We start from the raw sequence: 20006 nt of genomic DNA on the forward strand, positions 1-20006 counted from the left end.
TCGGAAGTATGGGTTAAGCTATATGCGTCACAAGGGTTGAGGGGCTCTTCCAGAGCCCTTCCCGGTGCACTCACCAACCCGCCGTCCGGCGCTCCCCTACGCCCGCCGGACGGCTTCCTCCGACGGACCCGCCCAACCCCCCGGGCGGGTCCGTCGCCCCCCCCCAGATCTACCGACAACGCGCCGCCCTGCCAGGCCGCACCAGCAGGTACTGCGCCCGCGCCCCGCCTGAGAGAACGGACTCTTCATGCCTACGCCCTCACAGGCCGACCCTGCCCTCTCGGCCGTCCGCGCCGCGCTCGACAGCGCTGGACACGAGCTGGCCGAGATCCTCATCGCCCGCCCCGATCCCGGGGCGGATCACATCATCGTTCGCTACAACCCGCTCAGCTCCGACACCTGGGATCTCGAGGAGGAGCAGAACACCGCTTTCGCCGAGACCTTGCGTCGCGCCGGGTGGGAGAGGGCCCTCGACCTCGGCGCCCTGGTGCTCCTCCCGGAGGTGCCCTCGCCCGCTACCGCCCCCGAGGCCTTTGTGGCGACCTGGCGCATTGAGATCGACGACGTCAATGACGCTCAGCAGGCGGCCGAGGAGGCCCGGGGGCGTCAGCTCAACACGGACGTCACCGAGTCCCTGTGGACGGTCACCGACGCCGTGGGACGCACGAGGACGGTCCACTGCACCGATCCCGGCCTGGTGTGACGCACGAGCAGGACACACGCGACGGCCGCTTCAGCCGCTTCATGACCAACGAGAATTGAGCGCCCCCCGTGATTTCGTACCTTGCCTCCGACGCCGATCTCTCCAGCATCGACAAGCTCCCCTGGTGGCTCCAACTCATCATCGGCATCGCGATGTTGCTCGCCGCGGGCGGACTCCACGAACTCGACAAGCGCATCGACTCCGACTTCCTGGGGTTCGGCGCGTTCTTCGTCGGCTTCGGCGGCTTCGTCGTCGTCATGTCTGCGCTGCTGTGACACCGGGCCACTCCCCGCCGAGGCGGACCGCAGCGGCCGCACCCACCTCCACCTGGCACCGCTGAGCCGGGGCCGACCGCGACGCTGGCCACCCGGCCTGCGCGCGAGGTCCAAGGACGGTGACGCCCATCCATTCCCCTCGAAGGAGGCTTCTTGCATCTCAAGCCCGAGGCGCAGCGCCAGGCCACGACCCGCGAAGTCGAATACCTCAAGGCCGCATCGGTCCACCCGGACGGACACCTCCCGTCGAAGGTGTCCTCCCGCCTGCTCAAGGCCATGCTCGATGCGAAGTTCATCTACCGCGAAGACTCCGACGGGTACCGGCTGAGCGACGACGAAGCGCTCGTCTACGCGGGCGACACGACCTGGCGGATCACCTTGGCCGGCCGCCGCGCGGCGCTGAGTGCAGCCCAGTGGCGCGACCTGACCGAACGGGTCGACGACAGCGGGGCCTTCACCAGCAAGGTCCACTGGGTCACCAAGAACGGACTGGCCTGGCTGGGCCTCGCGGAGTACCGCGACGACCACGGCAATGTCCAGCCGGACGACGGAGGCACCGGCGAACACGGACCTCTGTTCCGGGCCTTCCGCACCGAGCTCGGCCAGCGCGTCGCGCAGCTGGCCGAAGCCGACACCTTCAAGTGACCTCCCTGGGGGCCGTGGCCATGGGCCACGGCCCCCAGGCGTTCCACGCCCCGCCCCTTGCGAGGAGATCGTTGAAGACCCGTACCTTCACCATCGAAGAGATCCGCGCCCTCGGCGTTCCGCACGACCTGCCGCAACACCGCGCCGTTGCCGACTTCCATGTCTCCAACGGCCGTTGGGCCGAGACACGGCGGTGCATCTTCCAGCACGCCGACGCCTTCTGGGCCGTCGACTACGACAGGCCGCTCACCGAGCAGCAGGACGTCGTGGACCACGGATGGGGCCGGTGCGTGGTGGCCATCCGTGTTGTGCCCGCACGCGTACCGATCACAATGTGGGTGCCGGCCGACGCCGGAGTTGAAGCCGACCCTGCCGTAGACGCCTGGATCGTCGAAGTCCGGCACCCGGCCGGCCGGTTCCGGTTCAGCTACCGCGACGACGAGTACGACCTGGCCCAGGAGCGACTGGGTGATCGGCAGCGGCGCCACCCCGACGCCGAGGTACGACTCGTGCGGATGACCATCACGTACACCGTGGTCAGCGCGGACTAACCTGCATGCCCCAAGCTCGTTGGCTTCGAAAAAGGCTGTGCCCCGGGCCGCTTACTCCTAGGAGCAGAGGCGGACACCGGGGCTTACCAAGCTGTGCCCCGGACAGTGTGCGGGGGGGGGATCGCAGTGACTGCGACCCGGGGCTCACATACGGCACAGTAGCCCCAACTGATGCCCAATGCACGTGAATTACGTCGTGGCGGACGCGAGTAGACATCCGCATGGCCATCGAGGACGGCATGGGCTCCGGCCGTCCCCTCCCCCTCGGCGTCTGTCAGCCTGCGGGCCGCAGCTGCGTTTTGGCGAGCTGGTAGGCCCCGGCGATGCGCCTGCGGTCCCAGCCGGGCTCTTTGGGCAGCGCCCGCAGAAACCGCCGGAGCTCGCTGGACTGGATGATGGTCACCCCCTGGCTGATCAGCCCGCCAGGAGGAACGGCGGCGTAGTGGACGGCGACGACGGCCTGGACGGGGCAGCCGAGCGCTTCAGCGACGCGGCTGGCCTCCCACAACACGGTGTCGAGGGAGTCCTTCTGGGGGTGGTTGCCGTACCAGAGCTTCCCGCTTCGCAGGTGGACCTTGGCCTTGCGTGACTTCCATGTCTTGGTGTCCACGTAGACGGGGCCGCACTTGCCCAGGACGATGTGGTCGAGGTTGGCGCGGGACCGGGGTATTTGGCGGTCGTGGAGGACTGCCCACCGTCCGAGTCCGCACCAGACGAGTGGGGCGAGGATCCAGCGAGTGCGCCGTTCGCCGGCGGCGCCGGTGGCCCAGGTGCTGCCCTTGCTCCGGTAGATGCGGCGCAGGGCGAGTACCGCCGTCACCACGGCGACCGCGAGACCTGCGTGCCAACTGGTCACGGCCGCGACAAGGAAGCCGATGCCGAGCGCCATCGGCGCCACCAGCAACGGGATCGCCCAGGCCGCGGTGCGGTGCTGCTTGCGGCGTTCGGCCGCTCGGATGGTGTCGGCCATGGCCTGGGCGCTCGCTCCGGCGCCGGGGCGGCGCCTCGATCGCGTCTTGGGCATGCGGTCTCCTTCAAGATCACACAGGTGTGGAGACGGCGATGGTGCGCGAGGCGGGCTGTGGACAGAGTCCGGGGAGATCCTTGGCCGGCTGCCGCGGAGGGGGCCGGCGCGTTCGGCGGCTATGCCTGAGCACGTCCGTGGTGCGCTCGCACTGGGACGGGCTCAGGCGCCCGGCACCCCGGGGTGCTGCGGGTGCCGCGCGGCCTGCAGATTGTTACGGGCGTTCGCGCGGCTCGTCGGGAACGATCCCCGTGGCGCGGTCGTGGGCGTCGAAGATCCGCAGAACGCCGGGAGACTCCAGCGCGCCGAACACCTTGCTCAGCAGTTCCTGGGCCCGTTCTTCATCCTCGTTGACCTCGTCCTCGGCCGTGGTGTCCGGTTCGTGATCCATGCGCTGAGACCAGCGTTCGTGCACCGCGAGGTAGTGGGCGCACTGCTCTGCGCTGGTGAAGCGGCGGACCGAGTATCCGCCGCAGGAGGTGCACCAACGCTCCTCAAGATCCCGGTCGCGTCGCGCGGCGCCGGGGCCGATCAGGCTGCTCAGCCCCATGCGCTGACCGCTGTGGTGGAGGGGGCGCAACGTCTCGACGAGGTCGGCCAGCGAGAGGATCTCGTGGCGCTCCGAGGGCATGGGGCCGAAGCCGCGGCCCTCACGGGTGTCGGCGTGCTGACACACCGCACCGTGCGAGCGACCGCGGTAGTGGCCGCGGGCGTTCGTTGCGTACACCTGGACGTCGGCGAGGGGGCCGAGCTCGGCTCCTTCGAGGAACGGGGTGAGGTCCAGGATGGAGTCACGGAAGTCGCGGTGCTTGAGCTGCGCGAACAGCACGTCGATGGCGAAGGTGGTGCGGTCTTCCTCGGGCAGGGTCCGCAGGTCGGTGTCAGGCCGGATCGAGTCCCAGATCTGCTCAGGCCATCGCTCCGGGCCGAAGCCGGTGTCGGTGCCGCTGAGGCAGTAGCCACGGCCGCAGTCACACTGCGGGCCTCGGCGGTGCAACGGGGCGATCTCGAACGGAACGGACACCAGGGTGTCTACCGGATCGCGCTTGACGGTCTTGTACGGGCCCTGGTTGTTGACCGTGATGAGTTGCTCCGGGTGTCCCTCGGGGCGGTAGACGGTGACACGGACGCTCATCCGCAGGCGACGCGCGGCCTTCTTGGCTGCCGTGCGCAGCGCAGCAGCTCCACCGAGGCGCGTGATCTGCGGCTCGATGAACTGCAGGTTCCAGGACGACGAGGCAGGCAGGCCTTCGGCTTCCGCTTTCGAGCGTGCCTCGGCCAGCAGATGGTGGAGGCGATCGGCCGCCTGGTCCGCGGTCAGCGGCCCTTCCGGGGCACTTCGGTTCGGCCTCGGAGGGACAGCTGCCATCGCATGGGCCAGTTCGACGTCGATCCCGGTGGCAGCGTGCAGCTGGCGCGCGGTGTGGTCCGGCATGTGCTGGGCCAGGTCGCGGAGCCGCTCGTTGGCCGAGCGCCCAGGCTCCAGACCGAGGCGTTCCATCATCTGGTGCCGGCGGGCTCCATTGGCCTCGGCCAGCCGGTCGATCCAGTCCACGAGCGACTCGCCGGCCCGCGGCAGCACGACGTGCGGGAGCCGGGAGGGCGCCGGGCCGGGTTGTTCTGCGCTGCGCGCAACGGCGCGGCGCGCATCCGAGAGGGAGGTCCCGGGATGGCCCTGCTGGTACTGGCGGACCGCGCGGTCGATCTCGCGTCGGTTCTTGTTCGTCATCGGTGTCGCACCTTGTCCACGGTCGGCTGTCCCACGCTCTGCGACCGTCGATGAAGGACATCGCGGCAGGCCAATCACCTCGCGCGAGTCTCAGACTCTTGGCCTCGGTGCCTGATGCGGCGTGGTCGCGGTCGGGCGGGACTCGGGCGCGGCGCGGTTGCCCTGCCCTGATCGTACCCAGCAGGCCCAGGCGTCCGAGCCGGTATCGGCAACCCGGAGGGCAGCGGAGCAGCTAGTAGTCCGAAGCAGGTACTCAGGTCGACCGCTGTCCCATCGGGGTGGACGCTCCGGTCCGCCCATGGCGGGGCCGTTGATAGGCCGTGGCGATGATGGGAGTGCGGCGGGGACCGATCGCACGGGCGTACCGGTGATTGCCACCGTGGTGGACAACGGTCGCAGAGATCTCCTCGAGGGCCTGGACAAGCCAGTCGCGGCCGGACTGTCCGGACCGGCGCGGCGATGCTCCGAATTCGACGAGGCGGCGCTCAGCACCACGATGTCCGACTTCATCACCTTTGATCTTGGCAACAGTGCGATCGGAGAGCACCGTGGCGTCGGGCAGGACCGTGAGTTTGCGGGGACGCGTACGTCCCAGGTACACGAAGTCCTGGGCGGCATACACGTGCCCGATGTGGCCGGGGCTCAGGAGCTCGGTGCCGCCTTCGGGCGTGCGCCGGACACGCGGCTGCGGGTCGGAATGCGCTATTACGCCACGTATACCCTGCCGCGCGGCTGCGGTGAACGCCCGTGCGCAGAACCAGGATTCGGCGTTGGACTCGGCTCGGTCGAGCAGGACAAGCCGGTTGAGTTCGAGGGTCTCGGTGTACCTGCGGGTCCCCTCGAACACGTCGAGGACGGCGCCATTCATCGGGATGCCAAGGCAGAGGACGCCCAGGAGCCGGCCCCCGGCGGGTTCGCCGGGGCCGGGTGGCTCGTCGATGCGCTGCAAACCAAAGACGAAGCGGACGGCGGGCCAGGAGCCGCTGTAGTGGTGGATCTCGACGAAGCGACGTGCGGGCCCTTCCGCTATGGCAACGACACGGTGCAGGCCGGGGTCGAACCCGCCCTCGCTCGTGCGGCGCCAGGTCGGTGTGCGCTCGTGCCACCGCTGGCACAGGTCTTCGGCACCGGGAAGCTGGAGGGCCTGCTGCTGGGGCGCGGTCAGGTGGAGCTGGCGGGGCTCGGTCTGCAGCGGGGTCACGCTCCCTCCTCGTCGCGTGTGGCTCCCGCTGACAGGCCCTCGAGGTAGCCGACCTCGGCGCCGTGGCGGTACCCGATGCTCTCCGCCGTGGTCAGAATGCGGCGTGCATGCTCCTCGGCCTGCTCAGGGTCCACACGTACGTCACCGCGGAGCAGCGCGGCGAGATTGTTGATCGCGGGCTGCCCGATGCGGGTGGGGAAGTCGGTGCGGTCAGGCATAGGTCTCGATCGCCTCCTCCGGCAGCTCGGCCGGCGGAAGTGTCTTCTGCGCTGTCACGTTCAGGCCCCGATTGCCGGGGAGTTCGCGGCCGGCACCGGCGCCCACCAGATCGTCGTTGCGAGGCGGCACTGGAAGTGGGTCATTCCCCCGGTGTCCGGGATGCTCAGGATGTACAGGCCCTCGGTGTTGTAGGTGACGTCCACGAGGGTCTCCTCGGTCGGCTCGTCCGATCCGCGAAGGGCCTTGCCGCCGAACACGATCTGCAGATTCCTGGTGCGCGCGCTCGCCCCGGTCTGCGTGAGCGGGGTCTTGCGCCACCGACTCATGTCCGGCTCGGGGGTGCGCGCGATGCGTCCGTTGCCCGGGTAGAGCATGACCCGGTTGGAGCGCTCGGGTACGGCTTCGCGCGCGCCGACGTGAACGAGCCAGCCCTCCTCGCTGCCGTTGTCGTGCTGCCCGGTCTTGCGTTGGGGCGCGGCGAGCAGGTATCCGGCGCGGGTCACCTGGTGGCCGCGGGTGTCCACGCCGTACGCGAGGACGTGTTCGTCCCCAGACAGGCCGGCGACTGCGCTTTCCAGATCGTGGTGCATGGCAGAACTCCTTGGTGGTGATGGGCGTTTGAGATCGCGTGCCGGGATCTCGCCACGCTCTGGGCGTGACGGTCGGGCGGGTGGTGGCGGGCGCGCGCAGGCCGGTCGGCGGCCGGATCGTCGTAGCGCGCGCCGCCGACCGGTGCGGTGCGGCTGGTGGGGTTTCGAGGGCGAGGCCGCTGAGGCGCGCTGTCCCTCTGAACTGCGTGCCTTCGCGTGCGCGGCGGGCCGGGCGCGCCGGGGCGTCGTCGCCGCGGAGCGGCCAGGTCTTGCGCCGGGTGCCGCCGGGGCGGCCGCCCCGGCGGTGCTGGTCAGCACCGCCGGGCGCGGGGGCGGCGTTAGGGCTGGGGAAGGCTGAAGACCACGATCGTCGGGGTCTTCGACTGGGCCGCTGCGGCGATCGCCGCGGTCACTGCCTCATTCAGGGTGGTCGGCTCGGTTGCCCTGCCCTGGTCGATCTGGGCCGCCGTGACGGGGGCGGGCACCGCGGCGGAGACGTCTGGCTGAGCGTCATGGATGACGCGCAGGAGACTGCGGACAAGGAGCTCGGAGTGGGTCCCGAGCTGAGTGGCCGCCCGACCGGCCGGGTTGATCCGGCGTGCGATGGACGTCATCTGGCGGGGGGTGAGGTTGTCGATGAGGTCGGCGGTCAGATGGCCGTCGAACTTGTTCCAGAACGCGTCGAAGGCGATCGGGATCGCCTGGTGGAGGTCCTTGGTGAAGTCCGCAACCCACGCGGGCTGGTGGATGCTGCGGCCGCGGCCGGAGGGCTGAGCCGAGTGGAGGACGAGCAGGACCTCGATGATCAGGTCGGCGGTCGGGCTGCCGTCGGGCCGCACCGTCGGGGGCTTTTCGCTGATCCGGCGTGCCGCGAGCGCCATGTGCTCGTGCGTGAGGGTGCTCACCTCGCGCGGCGTGATGACGCCGCCGAAGTGGCTGGTCCGCAGTTCCGCGGCGGTGAGGAGGGCCTTGCGTACCCGGTTGTGGAACTCGTGCGGGTTGTAGATCTCCTTGTCGAGATCCTGGGCAAGGGGCAGGTGAATCATGAAACTCCCTGGTTCGGGGAGCGAGGGAACCCCCCTCGCGTGACCCATATAGCTTAAGCTACAATGCGATCTTCAGTCAAGTTAATTGGGTCATGTGAAGGGGTCGGCCGCTCGCGTCGCGGACGTCAGCCGACCGCAACAGCGCTTGATCCAGGCCGCAGTTCGACCGCACCACGCTCTGCAGTACCCGCCCGCCGGCAGATGACCGGCCCGCCCCACGGGGGATTCGATGACCTACATGACACAGCACCCGCCCAGGAGAACGCGTCCGGCATTCCTGATGCTGCCGTTCGCCCTCGCGGCCCGCGTCTTCCGCCCGGCCCGGCCCGGCCGGCTAACCGACGGAACGATCGAAGCCGTTCAGCTGGCGCGGACGGTCATCGGGATCGCCGCGACAATATGGATGATCTACGCGTACCCGATGCAGCAGTCGATGTCCGCCTTCGCCAAGGAAAAGCTCGCGGAGGTCCTCATCAGCACCGGCGTGCTGGTCGTCGCCGGCCCCTTGGCGCTCGTGCTCTTCGTGGCCGCAGCGCGTGCCCCGGGCCGCGCCGTGTACGTACGCCGGCTATCGGGACCGATGGCGGGTTTCGCGGCGCTGTTCGCGTCCGTGCTCATCCTGTTTCTCCTGCTGCAGAACAGCGGCGGGGCCCGCCTGGCTCCGCAGTTCGGCGCGTTCCAGATCGTCTTCCTCCTTGCCGCCCTGGCCGCGGTGCTCTTCGCCGTACCCTTCGGCCTCGCGGCGGCAGTGCTGTGCGTCCACTACGTCTTCCGCACCGGCGACGTTCACGAGGTTCTCCCCCCGTTGCTCTCACCGCTGCTGGTCTGGGTGATGTTCGGCTTCCAGCTCACCGGCGGGTCCCCCGTGGTCGCGCCGCCAGCGGTCCAGCTGCTCTTCCTGATCGGTCCGCCGGTGTCCGTCAGCCTGCTCTCGCTGTGGGAACTGCGGCGCCTGCGCAACAAGTTCGGCGTCACCCTCCTCGGGGCCCTACACCGAGGGCGCCGACCGGCGCACTGGTAGCCCCCATCGTGCACGGCCAGCCTCGCGCCGTCGCGTCGTACAGAACGCGGTGTCCGCGAGCGGGGACCTGGTCACGTGCCCTGTGGCGTCGTGTCCGGATGGTGGAGACGAGCGTCGCGTAGCGGCTGGTGCTGCGCGGCCGGACTCTGTCCACAGGGCGACGGCTGGAGGGTCAGGGACGTCACTGACCGTTGTTCCCGCGCGGCGCCTCGGCGTTCCGGGAACACCTCCAGGTAGGAGTTCCTGTGCCGTTCCGAAAGACCGTCCTGCGCGCTGCCGCACCGATCGCCGTTCTCGCCCTGGGGCTGACCGCGTGCGGCGGAGGCGACAGCTCCGAGTCCGACTCCGGCAAGTCAAGCGACAGGTCGGCGGCAGCGGGGAAGGGCGAGGCGAGCGTCTCACCGCGCGATCCGGCCGGCGGCGAACTCGCGCCGGGCAAGGCCGCTACGGGGGAAGTGAAGGAGGGCAGCCAGAGGGTCACCTATGACGTGGTCGCAGAGAAGGTCGACGTGGGCACCGAGGCCGAGGCGCAGAAGCTCGTCACCGACAAGGAAGCGGCGAAGGGGCTGGTCCTGGCGGTGGCCCATGTGAAGTTCACGCATAAGGGCGGCCCCGCACTCGCCGAGCGTTCCGAGGCGAACAAGGGCACCAGGATCTATGCCGACGGCCAGCGGGGCGCACTTCTGATCGGCGCCGCGGACACGGGCGCCGGCTGCGAGGACCCGTACGACATCGAGGGATGGAAGGCCGGCGAAAGCCACACGCTCTGCGAGTCGTATCTGGTCCCGGCAAACGCCAAGTCGATCGAGGTGCATTGGTCCGCGAACGATGAGGGCGACCCGAGCATCTGGAAGTTCGCGAACAAGGGCTGACCGGGACGCATCTCGGTCCGCTGCCTGTCCGGATGACTGGCCCCCGCAGCCGATCGGCGCGGGGGCCTCGCCTTCGGTGCCCCGGCGGCCCTTCATCGCTCATCTCTACCGGCCGTTGCCAGTGCTCATGACCGCCCGGATGTGCTGGACGGTGCTCATGAGCCGCCGGCACTGCTCACGCAGCGGCGGATTCCACAGGGAGGGTGAGGGCGTGCAGCTCCCGCTCGGCTCTCCCCTTGAGCCAGGCGTGCTGTCGCGCGTCGTACTCCGCCTGATCACGGTAGGTGTCTTCGGCGGTCCACTGGCCGGGGTGTATGCGCCGGTGATACACGACCTCGGGAATCAGCTCTCCAGCAGCACGGCTGGTGACGCCGAGGACGTAGGCGTAGTCCTCGCCCTTGTGGAGTCCGCCATGCCCGACAGCCTGTGCGAGGCGAGTGTCGGTGAGCAGCATGCAGTGACCCATGGGGGGCTTGGTGTTTTGCGGGTCGGGCCAGTGCGTCCAGACGTCGCCGGCCGCGTGCCGGCCGGTGGGCGTGGGGCACATCCAAGTCGACAGGGTGTCAGCTGTGGCGTCCCAGTCGGCCGAGTATCCGGCGATCCAACTCAGCCCCGTCTCCTCGGCGCGCTGGTTGCGGACGGCCAGGGAGTACGGGGGAAGAACATCATCGTTAGTCGCGGCAAACCCTGTGTCCCACACAGGCCGTGTCGCTTTACGACGGGGCGGTCGCTCGATTCCGCTCGGATGCCAGGTGGACCACGGTGTCGCTTTCTGGAGGCCAACTTCTCCTGGAATTGTGGCAGACGTCACGCGCGGACGGGTGATGTCCTCGCGTCGGAGAGGGGTGCGCCCGTACGAGACCGCGGCCTGCGAACGGACAGCGCTCGATCTGGGAGGTCTGCCGGGGCGGCGTATGAGTGAGGGGATGCGGGTCTCCATTCGGTGGGACGGTGGGGATGGGTGCGGGTGTCGGCGTACGGGCGCGCCGGCCATCGCGGACGGCGCGCCCGTCAAGTCACCCTGGGTGCAGTCCAGTTACGCCGACATCTGTTGCGTAATTCCTGCGCGGAGGGACGTCAGGTGTTTGCCATGGCGCCACGCGAATTGGCGAGCGCGGGATTCCATTGCCGGATATGAAGGCTGGGCGGTCATCTGTTCCGGGTGCTTTCTGTAGTGGTAGACAACGGTGGGCAGAAGAGCCCCGGAAGCGGTGCCGGTAATGCCGACCAGGTAGGCGTAATCCTCCCCCTGGGGCAGGGCCGCGTATCCGCCGCTTCCGCGGATAAGGTCGGTGCGGGCGAGGAGGGTGGTAGGACCAATCGGGATGGTTGCCTCGGGATTTGGCCAGTAACTCCACACGTCGCCGGCTTCATGGAACCCGGGAGGTGTCGGACAGCGCCACGTCGATACGGCGCCGTCCGCGTGAAGGTCTGCGGACCAGCCGGCGCACCAGCCGAGACCGTGCTCGCGGGCGTGCCGGAGGCGCACAGACAAGGATCCTTCTGGCAGGAGGTCGTCGTCATCGGCTGTGGTGCACCAATCCGCGGAGACCTCGTTCACGGCGAAGTTCCGGGCTGCGCCTGCTCCGACGGCTCGGGGTAGAGGGACCGTCTGGACGCGGGGGTCGTCGCGCAGGCGCGTGGGCAGCTGCGAGATCGGCACGCCGTCGAGCGCGAGAACCCACTGCCATTCCACGTCCTGCTGGTGCAGGCTGGCGTGCAGCTCCAGCAGGTACGGGATGCGGTCCGAGCGCAGCCGGGTCGGGGTTATGACGGCGACTTCGGCGTGGTCAGAGACGGTCACAGCGGCGACTTCCTTGCTAGGTCGGAGATAGCGTTAATAGTCCGGAGGATCCCCGGTTTCGGAAACCGGGGACCCCCTGCTATAGATGCCTGCATCGGTTTCGAGAGTGCCAACGAAACCGGACACAAGGCAGATCTTGCGAGGGCATTCAGATTCGAGCGATCCGGACAGTCCCGATCCGGCCCGCCCGGAAGAATTGTTCAACGGGTCGGCTGTGGATATTTTCCAACGCCTTGCAGTGGATTCGCGGGTCAGCCGGGGGCCTGCAGTGCCAGCTATGCAAGGGTGGAGATCCGTCATACCGGGACGGTAAAACGCGAGGCGCGGGCGGCCGGTGAATGTGCGTCGGCGTCCCGGCGGACGACACCGCGGTCGCGGCGGACGGCCCGCACTGCGGAACGACGGCACTAGGCCGTCCGCTACGAGGCGACCGTCCTCGTCGATGCTGTCAACGAGTGGCTGTGAACCCCTGGCCACGTGCTCGACGAGCGGCGCCCGAGGTATCTGAGGTGCGCGGGACCTGACGGTTGTCGTACCGTGGTGAGGTTCCTGCTGCTTGGTGACCTCGGTGGCAGGGCCCGGACTCTTCGTTTCACGATCTTGAGGTGAGCTTGTACCCCCAGGCCAAGTAGCCGTCCGTCGTTTCCCCGCGTTCTGATGTGTCGAACGTGTCCGGGGGCGGACGTCGCGCTGGTCTGAGTTGCGTCACCCACCCCCGCCTTTCTCCTTGTTGTTCCCGGGTGCAGCTCTGCCGTCTGCCCTGGGCTCTGTGCTGTGCTGACCCGTTGCGGCTGACGGCGGGCTCCCCGATTCTTCTGGATCAGGAGCTTTTCCGTGGTTTCCCCCGCGCTCGGCAACGAGCCGCAATCCTCCTCCGAGCCCTCGGCTCAGCCAGGTACGTCCAAGGTGGCCCTGGCCGCGAAGATCTCCCTGGTGGTGGTCCTGGTCGCCGAGCTCATGAACGTCCTGGACCACTCGGTCGTCCTCAACGCCATCCCCACCCTCCAAGCCTCGCTCGGCGCCACCCCGGCCCAGGTCCAGTGGCTCACCGCCGGCTACGGCCTCGCCCTCGCCCTCGGCCTGGTCACCGGCGGCCGACTCGGCGACACCTACGGCAGGCGCAGGGTCTTCCTGATGGGCACCACCGTCTTCACCACGGCTTCCCTGCTGTGCGGCCTCGCCATGGGGCCCGGGATGCTCATCGGCGCCCGCGTGCTCCAGGGCGCCGGGGCCGCCGTGATGATCCCTCAGGTCCTGGCCACCCTCCACGTCACCTTCGACGGCGAACACCGCAGCCGCGCCTTCAGCCTCTACGGAGCCGTCCTGACCGTCGGCTCGGTCCTGGGACCGGTCCTGGGCGGTGTGCTCACCGGCGCCGACCTGTTCGGGCTGGGCTGGCGGACGATCTTCCTGATCAACCTCCCCATCGGCCTCGCCGTACTCCTCGGAGGCTGGAAGTTCATCACCGAGTCGACCGCGCCGAAGGCGGAGCGCCTGGACCTCACGGGTGTGCTGCTCTCCGCGCTCGCCGTGGTCCTGATCGTCTTCCCGCTCACCGAAGGCCACGCCCACCGGTGGCCGCTGTGGTGCTTCGCCATGCTCGCCGCAGGACTCGTCGTGCTCGGTATCTTCCTGCGTCAGCAGCAGCGCAGGCAGCACGATGCCCCGCTCGTGGTGCTGGCCCTGTTCCGGGACAAGGCGTTCTCCGGCGGGCTGTCCGCGCAGATGACGTTCGGCCTGCTGTCGGGGATGTTCTTCATCACCTGGACACTGTTCCTCCAGCGTGGCCTGGGCATGAGCCCGCTCCACGCGTCCCTGGCCTTCGTGCTGCTCACCGTCGGCGAGATGGCCGGCGTCCTGATCACCATGAAGACCGCGGGACGCTACGGGCGCCGCCTGCCCCAGGCCGGAGCACTGATCGCCCTCGTCGCGACGGCGGCCTACGGGCTCCAGATCAGCAGCGGCCAGGCGGACCTGGCCCTCCTTGAGATGGCGCTGCCGTTGCTGCTGCTCGGCCTCGCCTTCGGCACCATTGGAGGACCGCTCGCCGACCTGTCGCTCAGCAAGGTCGCGCACGAGAACGCCGGCTCGGCCTCGGGGCTGTTCAACACCTCGATCCACCTGGGCATGGCCCTGGGAACCGCCCTGACCGCCCTGGTGTTCTTCTCCGCCACCGGCGGCTCGTCCGACGCCGCGGTCAACCGCGACGCCTTCACCCACGTCCTGTGGTGGGTCGGCGCTGCCTTCGCCGCCATGTGGGCACTCATGTTCCTCCTGCCCGCACGAACGAGCAGCCAGACCGGCTGAACCACGGCCCGCTGCGGCGGCACACGGAAGAACGTGCCACCGCAGCGGGTAACCCAGAGCGCTTCCGACATACGGCCTAGATCGGTCAACTGCACGATCCATACGGCGCGGTGCGGTCCGCGGCGGCCGGCAGCGTCCGGACGTTGGCGCCGTCGGTGATCTGACGGCGGAGGCGTTCGATCTCCTCGTGCTGGGCGGCCAGCCGGGAGATCGCCAGCGTCCTGAATCCGATGAGCTTCTCCAGGCGCTGGTCACGGTCCGCGACGCGGCCCTTCAGTTCCTCTCGCTCGGCCTTCAGCCGCTTGATCTGTGCGTCCCGCGGGTCGACGATCTTCCCGGCCTGCTGGAGTTCGCGCACCCGGCGCTCGAACTCTTCGGCCAGGTGCTGGTAGGTGCCGGGTCTGTGGGTGCCGTCGCGGTTCTTCTTCGGGTAGAAGCCGGTGCGGGTCACCCCGGCGACCGCCGCGAGCGTCTTGAGGTCGGTCTTGCCGCCCGGCGGCAGGTTGCCGCGCAGGATCCGCTCCATCGCGGCCCGGATGGCGGCCTCGTTGCGGGCCTTGTCCTCCTCGGTGAGCCGAGCCATCACATTCCTCTCTCACGCCGCCGTAGAAGCTGCGTCGATCTCGGCGACCACGCGCAGGGCACGGTCGCGTTCGGGCAGGAGCCGCTTCTTCTCGCCCTTGGCCACCCGAGGGCTCTCGACGAAGGTGTCGATCACGGTGACCTGTCCGAGCCACACAGGCCGGTGACTGCGATGGTGGGTGGCCTGCGGGCAGCGGGCCGAGTCGCACATCCCCACCAGCGGCTTCTTGGCGTTCGGGGTGCCCGCCAGCTTGAGGCACAGCGCCTTGGACGGGTCGCGGAACCAGCAGAAGTTCGCCGCTCCGACGTGAAGCACCTTCGACAGCTTGCTGAGAAGGTTCTCCAAGTGCCGGTCATCCTCCAGAACCTTCGGATCGTGGCGGGCGGCCTCGTTGAGCTGTGCATCCACATGCTGGAGTGCCTCGATCAGCCCGCGGGCACCGGGACCGGCGGGCTCGCGGCCCTCCTTGAGGTCGTGGAACGCCTCCACGGTGAGCTCCATGTGCTTCTCCTGCTCGGCCTCCTCGACCTCAGTGAGGAACAGCCGCTGGGATCCGCCGGGGCGCGCGGCGTACCCCTCTGTCGTGGCGACGGAGATGTGCTTCAGCGCAATCTTCGCGGCGAGCAGCCCGCCGGGCCGCGCGGCGATCGACAGAGCGAGCGTCCGGCGCAGCATCCGGGCGCTGATGGGACCGGCCGGGATGACCGGCAGACCCCAGCGTTCACGGTTCCCCGACTCCTCCAGCCACTTCCTCATGCGGTCGAGGCCGAACGACAGGGCGACGGTGTTGAACAACGCGGCGCCGGGCGGCGCCCCCAACAGGCGCTCAGCCAGGGCGACGGCGCGGTGCACGTCTTCGACCACGACCCACTCGTCGGGCACCCCGCCGAGCTTCTGTCCCTTGATCAAACGGCCGGCGAGCCGGTACCGGGTGCCGCCCGACTTCGTCACCGTCTGGCGCCGGCAGCTGACGTTCAGCTCGACCAACTCGCTGTTGCGCATGCCGCTGAGCGCGGTGGTCACCACCAGACACGCCACAAGGACGTTGGCGACCATCGACTGGACCCCGGTGTCGGACAGCGGGGCTGTCCACGGCACCAGTGCACCGTCCTCTTCGCGGGCGATCGTGGGTGCTGTGCGCGCCCAGTAGTTCTCGAAACCAACATCCTTGGCGAGCGCCAGCAGCTCGGGCGCGATCTTCTCGCGCAGGTACGCTCCGGCGATGGTGCTGGTGCAGACCTGGTACGCGAGGCGATACCACGCGAGGTCCTTCAGGGGCGCGAGGTCATCGGTCCTGATACGCCGGGCCTCGGTCCGGCCATCGGTCAGCGGCAGCGGCACGCGATCGGCGTGCATCTGGGCGATCAGGCGCTTCACGTCCGGGATGTGGGCCAGCGTGGCACGCGGGAAGTCCACCGTCGTCGCCGCGTCCTCGCGGACCTTCTCGACGAGATCGGCCAGGTGCGGCCCGACGGTGTTGACCAGGTAGAGGCAGGTGGCCAGCACAGGCTGGAGGAGGTGATCGGGTACCGACGGAGTGCGGTTGGCCCGCAGCCACGTACCGCCGACGACCTTGATCGTGCTCCGGCCGTCCCACGGGACGAAACCCGCCCGGTAACTGTCCGTGGATAGCAAGTCGCCGTACAACGTGATTAGTTGGACGACGCGCACGCTCTCGGCCAGGGTCTCGGGCTCCGCCTGGACCGGTGGTGCATCCGGCTTGGGGACGTACCACTGTGCCTCGGCTGCGAACCTGTCGCAGTGCTCCTGAGTCACCTCCTCCAGGGAGGTGACCCCGTTCGCCGTGAGCCAGTTGAACCACGCGGTGAACTGCCGCAGGAAGCGATTACAGGTACGGGGACTGCGGTTCTTGCGCAGTGCCAGAGCGCACTCCAGCACGCTGTCGTGCTGCGGGGCGAGCAGCGCGATCAGGATCTCCTTGGCGACCACACGCCAATTCGGGTTCACGATCTTGAAGAAGTTCCAGGTCAGCTCGTGCCGTTTGATGGACCGCGGCTTGTCGGCCAGGCCCCACAAGTCCCACAGGTCATCCTCGAACCGTGAGCGTACGGAGCCGGGCAGCAGCGCCAGCCCGGTGGCCTCATGGACGTAGCAGCCGGAGAAAGCGGAGACGGGCCGGCGGGTGATCGTGACCGGGGCGCGCAGAGGGCGGGGGAGCTTCATCGGGTGGCCTCCTCGGGCCGCAGGGGGATCTCGCTGTCGTCGCCGGCCACATCCAGTTCGCCCTTCGCCTTCGCCTCCGAGGAGAACTTCGGCAGGATGTCGTGGGAGAGCCGGTGCGCGTACGGGCCGAACACCCGCAGGTAGTGGTCGGTCGTCATCTGCTGGAACTGGCGGCCGAAGAAGGCGTCGAGCCGCAGCAGGTTCGACGCATGCCGCGGCAAGAACACCGCCAGCGGGCACAGCAGGCACACCCACGGGCGGGCCGGGCACGGCTTCCCGGCCGGACCATGGACACCGGCCAGCTGGTCGGTGCAGGCCGCGGTGAACACATCGCGCTCGCCGCCGACGAGTTCGGCGATGGCGGCCGTATCCAGCCCCAAGCGCCGCACCTCGTCGGGGAAGTCAGCCGCGAACTGCGCGGCCCTCTCGCTGGTCAGAACGACGGGCGGAAGTGCCTTGCGCAGGATCTCGGCCTGCCCGTCGTTGATGATCGAATCGATTTCGTCGAGCTGGTCGGGGTCCGTGGGAGTGGCGTAGTGATCCCCCTCGGTGCGCGCACTGTGGTTCGGATCGATCAACGCGCGCCCGGTCCAGCCACGCCGGGCCAGCCGCTCGTCGTAGGTGTGCCGGATGCGTCCGCCATGGATGGAGAACTTTCGGCCCTGGTCATCGACGAGCCCGTTCAGTTCCACGAACTTGCGCCGATGCGCCCCTTTCACGTGATCGCGGGCGGCGTCACCACTGTCGGTGGCGCCGATCCACAGCTCCTCCTGGAGGTCGTCGACGGCAAAGCGCCGCAGCGTGGAGGAATGATCCAGCCACTGCTCCAGCAGGCGCACCGCGGGACCCGTCAGAACCGAACTCTCGCGGGCCGTACGGCCTTTCACGTAGGACAGCAGAATCGTCGCGTCGCCCGCCCACTCCACATCGCCGACGCCTAGGTCGGCGATGCCGTCGGGCACGACGCCGCAGTACACGCCGAGCAACGCCTTGTAGGCGGCCATGATCGGGCGGTTCGGGAAGAGGTCGTCCCGCACCTGCTGCGCGGCTGCGCAGCCAGTGATGGAGAACGTCTTGCGCATTCCGCGCTTTTCACCGGTGCGGGCCCGAAAGTAGTCGAGGTATGCGTTGTACGTCAGCGGGCCGCGCCGGAGCATGAGCCACGCGATGTCCTCCTCCGCGTTCTCCCGGTCAGTGAGAAGCGGATCTGAACCCCATTTGTCGCTCTGGACTGCCAGTTTGTAGCGGGCATAGCTCTCGTCCACCGCGCGCCGGCACGTCGTCTCCAACCGCTCCCACTCGTCGTCGGTGTACGCCTTGTACGTGCTTAGCACTGGCCGGGCCTGGACAGGTTCGCCGTCGAGGTACGCGCGGACATCCGGGCGCAAGCACCCGGTGGTCAAGTCGAGGTCCTTGAGGAGTTGACGGGTGTTTCGCTCCCGGGTGGGGTTGCTGGCCATCCAGAACCGCATCAGCACGCCGCGGGTCAGCTCGGAGGCGGGCCCGTCGAAACCGTTCTTCGACAGCGCGTGGACCATCCTCCGCGCGGCGATCCCGTAACCATTGGCCGTGCCCCGCCTCTTGATGCCTCCATGGGGATGGGCGTTGGCCGCGAGACCTACCGCCAGGTCACGTGCCAGTTGCGGGTTGGGCAACCCGGCGAGCCTGACGGTCCAGTCGGTGCCGTCGACGAAGATGAAGTGGACACCCAGCGGCTCGTCCACGATGGTGGCGGGCATCAGGCGTTCACCTCGCCGTCGAACTCGGCCTCGGCCTCAGCTGCGGCGGCCCTGTCGATCCGGGCGAGCGCACTCTGGTAGAGGTCTTTGTAGATCCGGGTGATGTCCAGACGCGCGATATAAAGCTCCGTGGACGTCACGCTCCAGTGACCGAGCAGGTCACGCAGGATGAGCATCGGCTCGTGCTTGCGCAGGTAGAGCGCGAGCGCCGCATCGGGATCGGTGTCCTCTATCAGGTCGGCAAGCCGTGCGTAGTAGCCCTTGATCAGCTGTTCCAAGGTCCGCATTGCCATCGAGTGGCGCAGCCGGTGGGGCGCCACGGTCGGGAACCGAGGCTCGTATCTCTGTCGAATTCGTGCCGAGGTGCGCCGAAAGACGGTCGCCCAGTCGACGAACGGCGCGCCCGTGGACCGCAGGCCCACCAGCGGGGATTGCCCCTCGGGTGTGACCAGGCACAGGCGCTCGGCCGGCCGCAGACTCCTCCACGAGCGACGTACCCCATTGAGGCGCGCCCCCTCCCAGTCGGGCTCCTCGACGTACAGCGGCTCACCGAGCTTCGACGGGGGCCGCCACCTGAAGCCCTCTGCCGAGGCTGCCCTGTCCAGATCGATGTACTGGTGCATCGTGGCCAGCGGCTCGTAGTGGACCCACGTCGTACGGTCCTTCTCGCCCTTGGTGATCGCGTACGCGAGCGGGAAGAGCACGGGAAGCGTCGTCGGGCGGGCTGGGAGCGGCGGGATCTCGTAGGTCGTCAGGTGGGTGAACTCCTTACTCCTCAACCCGCTGGACAGTACGAAGCCGCCCATAGCGGAGTTCCGGGCGCCTTCCCGGGGGCGGCGGTAGCGGAGGTCAGGTTCACCGAGCGGGTCGAGACCAGCGAGTGCCCGCGCGAAAAGCTCGGCGAAGTCCCACTCCAGATGCTTGATCGTCGTGTGAGGCCGAGGGCGCCCCAGCTTGGCCATGTTCTTCCTGACCTTCTCCAGCACGCCGTGGGACATCCTGTGCCCCACGCGGTAGGTGAAGGGCACGACGCTGAGCACGCCCTCGTCCTTCGCCCAGTCGTAGAAGGCGGACAGGATGCTCACGTGCAGGTTCCACGTGGTGTGGTCCCAGCGCACCTTCAGGGGGCCGGCCAGTCGGTACTCGGCGTACATGCTCAGCGCAGCACGCAACTCCCGGCGGTCATTGAAGGGGTGAACCCCGCGCTCCTGGAGGAACGAGAGCCACGCAGAGAGGCAGCCGGCGCTGTTCTCCCATGTCCGCACCGCCGGCGCGCCGTTGATCGGCAGATCCCCGAGGTACCTGTTCGCCACCGTCGTCGGTCGCGGGGACCCGGGGGCGTCCTCCAAGAGCAAATCATCATCGATGAGAACCGGCATCTGCTCGCGGATCAGCGGCTGACGCGCCACATCCCAGGTCTCCCACCCCGAAGCCGAAAAGCTGATCTTCTGCATGGCCGCAGACCATAGGTTTCCGACACGGCAGAGTGCAACAGACTGCAACAGGCCCTATC

At 68.6% G+C, this 20006-nt stretch carries 19 protein-coding genes; 7 read left to right on the forward strand and 12 right to left on the reverse strand.

The genetic code is table 11. From position 1 onward, the window contains the following. The first annotated feature begins 247 nt into the window (after nucleotides 1-247). From OG764_RS38070 to OG764_RS38085, 4 genes are all read left to right on the forward strand, one after another. Nucleotides 248-703, forward strand: coding sequence for a hypothetical protein (locus OG764_RS38070; RefSeq protein ID WP_328973376.1), 456 nt, complete (start codon nucleotides 248-250; stop codon nucleotides 701-703). 68 nt (nucleotides 704-771) lie between these two features. Then, nucleotides 772-978 (forward strand): hypothetical protein, encoded by a 207-nt coding sequence (locus OG764_RS38075; RefSeq protein WP_328973377.1) that lies wholly within the window; start codon nucleotides 772-774, stop codon nucleotides 976-978. Between the two features lie 153 nt (nucleotides 979-1131). After that, entirely contained in the window at nucleotides 1132-1623 is a 492-nt protein-coding gene (locus OG764_RS38080) for a hypothetical protein (RefSeq protein ID WP_328973378.1), read from the forward strand. A 71-nt stretch (nucleotides 1624-1694) separates the two neighbouring features. Beyond that, nucleotides 1695-2174, forward strand: a complete 480-nt coding sequence (locus OG764_RS38085; RefSeq protein ID WP_328973379.1) for a hypothetical protein — start codon at nucleotides 1695-1697, stop codon at nucleotides 2172-2174. A 274-nt stretch (nucleotides 2175-2448) separates the two neighbouring features. On the opposite strand, the gene OG764_RS38090 is transcribed toward OG764_RS38085, so the two are convergent. From OG764_RS38090 to OG764_RS38115, 6 genes are all read right to left on the reverse strand, one after another. Further along, nucleotides 2449-3198 carry a nuclease-related domain-containing protein gene (locus tag OG764_RS38090; protein WP_328973380.1) on the reverse strand — a complete coding sequence of 250 codons (750 nt, stop codon included), beginning with the start codon at nucleotides 3196-3198 and terminating at the stop codon, nucleotides 2449-2451. A 214-nt stretch (nucleotides 3199-3412) separates the two neighbouring features. Next, nucleotides 3413-4927 (reverse strand): TniQ family protein, encoded by a 1515-nt coding sequence (locus OG764_RS38095; RefSeq protein ID WP_328973381.1) that lies wholly within the window; start codon nucleotides 4925-4927, stop codon nucleotides 3413-3415. A 253-nt stretch (nucleotides 4928-5180) separates the two neighbouring features. After that, nucleotides 5181-6128, reverse strand: a complete 948-nt coding sequence (locus OG764_RS38100; RefSeq protein ID WP_328973382.1) for a Mom family adenine methylcarbamoylation protein — start codon at nucleotides 6126-6128, stop codon at nucleotides 5181-5183. Continuing rightward, nucleotides 6125-6346: a hypothetical protein gene (locus tag OG764_RS38105; RefSeq protein WP_328973383.1), complete on the reverse strand. Its 222-nt coding sequence runs from the start codon at nucleotides 6344-6346 to the stop codon at nucleotides 6125-6127. The genes OG764_RS38100 and OG764_RS38105 overlap by 4 nt, the downstream gene beginning before the upstream one ends. 60 nt (nucleotides 6347-6406) lie before the next feature. Beyond that, nucleotides 6407-6937, reverse strand: coding sequence for a hypothetical protein (locus OG764_RS38110; RefSeq protein WP_328973384.1), 531 nt, complete (start codon nucleotides 6935-6937; stop codon nucleotides 6407-6409). 338 nt (nucleotides 6938-7275) lie between these two features. After that, complete coding sequence (locus OG764_RS38115; RefSeq protein WP_328973385.1) at nucleotides 7276-7983, reverse strand: hypothetical protein; 708 nt, start codon at nucleotides 7981-7983, stop codon at nucleotides 7276-7278. A gap of 238 nt (nucleotides 7984-8221) precedes the next feature. Here OG764_RS38115 and OG764_RS38120 point away from each other — a divergent pair, with 238 nt between their 5' ends. Both OG764_RS38120 and OG764_RS38125 read left to right on the forward strand, forming a co-directional pair. Next, nucleotides 8222-9004, forward strand: a complete 783-nt coding sequence (locus tag OG764_RS38120) for a hypothetical protein (protein ID WP_328973386.1) — start codon at nucleotides 8222-8224, stop codon at nucleotides 9002-9004. Between the two features lie 245 nt (nucleotides 9005-9249). After that, the gene (locus OG764_RS38125; RefSeq protein WP_328973387.1) at nucleotides 9250-9876 is read left to right on the forward strand and encodes a hypothetical protein; all 627 of its coding nucleotides are present in this window, start codon (nucleotides 9250-9252) and stop codon (nucleotides 9874-9876) included. Nucleotides 9877-10051: 175 nt separating this feature from the next. Here OG764_RS38125 and OG764_RS38130 read toward each other — a convergent pair whose 3' ends face one another. Together OG764_RS38130 and OG764_RS38135 are read right to left on the reverse strand one after the other, a co-directional pair. After that, the gene (locus tag OG764_RS38130; protein WP_328973388.1) at nucleotides 10052-10423 is read right to left on the reverse strand and encodes a hypothetical protein; all 372 of its coding nucleotides are present in this window, start codon (nucleotides 10421-10423) and stop codon (nucleotides 10052-10054) included. A gap of 489 nt (nucleotides 10424-10912) precedes the next feature. Then, entirely contained in the window at nucleotides 10913-11680 is a 768-nt protein-coding gene (locus tag OG764_RS38135) for a glycosyltransferase family 2 protein (protein ID WP_328973389.1), read from the reverse strand. Between the two features lie 834 nt (nucleotides 11681-12514). Here OG764_RS38135 and OG764_RS38140 point away from each other — a divergent pair. Then, nucleotides 12515-13987 carry an MFS transporter gene (locus OG764_RS38140; RefSeq protein ID WP_328973390.1) on the forward strand — a complete coding sequence of 491 codons (1473 nt, stop codon included), beginning with the start codon at nucleotides 12515-12517 and terminating at the stop codon, nucleotides 13985-13987. 85 nt (nucleotides 13988-14072) lie between these two features. On the opposite strand, the gene OG764_RS38145 is transcribed toward OG764_RS38140, so the two are convergent. Genes OG764_RS38145 through OG764_RS38160 form a run of 4 tightly spaced genes read right to left on the reverse strand, consistent with a single transcriptional unit; the run spans nucleotide 14073 to nucleotide 19947 of the window. Beyond that, nucleotides 14073-14570, reverse strand: a complete 498-nt coding sequence (locus OG764_RS38145) for a hypothetical protein (RefSeq protein ID WP_328973391.1) — start codon at nucleotides 14568-14570, stop codon at nucleotides 14073-14075. 12 nt (nucleotides 14571-14582) lie between these two features. Next, complete coding sequence (locus OG764_RS38150) at nucleotides 14583-16754, reverse strand: integrase (protein WP_328973392.1); 2172 nt, start codon at nucleotides 16752-16754, stop codon at nucleotides 14583-14585. Then, the gene (locus OG764_RS38155) at nucleotides 16751-18493 is read right to left on the reverse strand and encodes a hypothetical protein (RefSeq protein WP_328973393.1); all 1743 of its coding nucleotides are present in this window, start codon (nucleotides 18491-18493) and stop codon (nucleotides 16751-16753) included. The genes OG764_RS38150 and OG764_RS38155 overlap by 4 nt, the downstream gene beginning before the upstream one ends. After that, the gene (locus tag OG764_RS38160; RefSeq protein ID WP_328973394.1) at nucleotides 18493-19947 is read right to left on the reverse strand and encodes a site-specific integrase; all 1455 of its coding nucleotides are present in this window, start codon (nucleotides 19945-19947) and stop codon (nucleotides 18493-18495) included. The genes OG764_RS38155 and OG764_RS38160 overlap by 1 nt, the downstream gene beginning before the upstream one ends. Nucleotides 19948-20006 lie beyond the last annotated feature (59 nt).

Origin of the sequence: Streptomyces sp. NBC_00239 (assembly GCF_036194065.1) — a bacterium.
Taxonomy (GTDB): domain Bacteria; phylum Actinomycetota; class Actinomycetes; order Streptomycetales; family Streptomycetaceae; genus Streptomyces.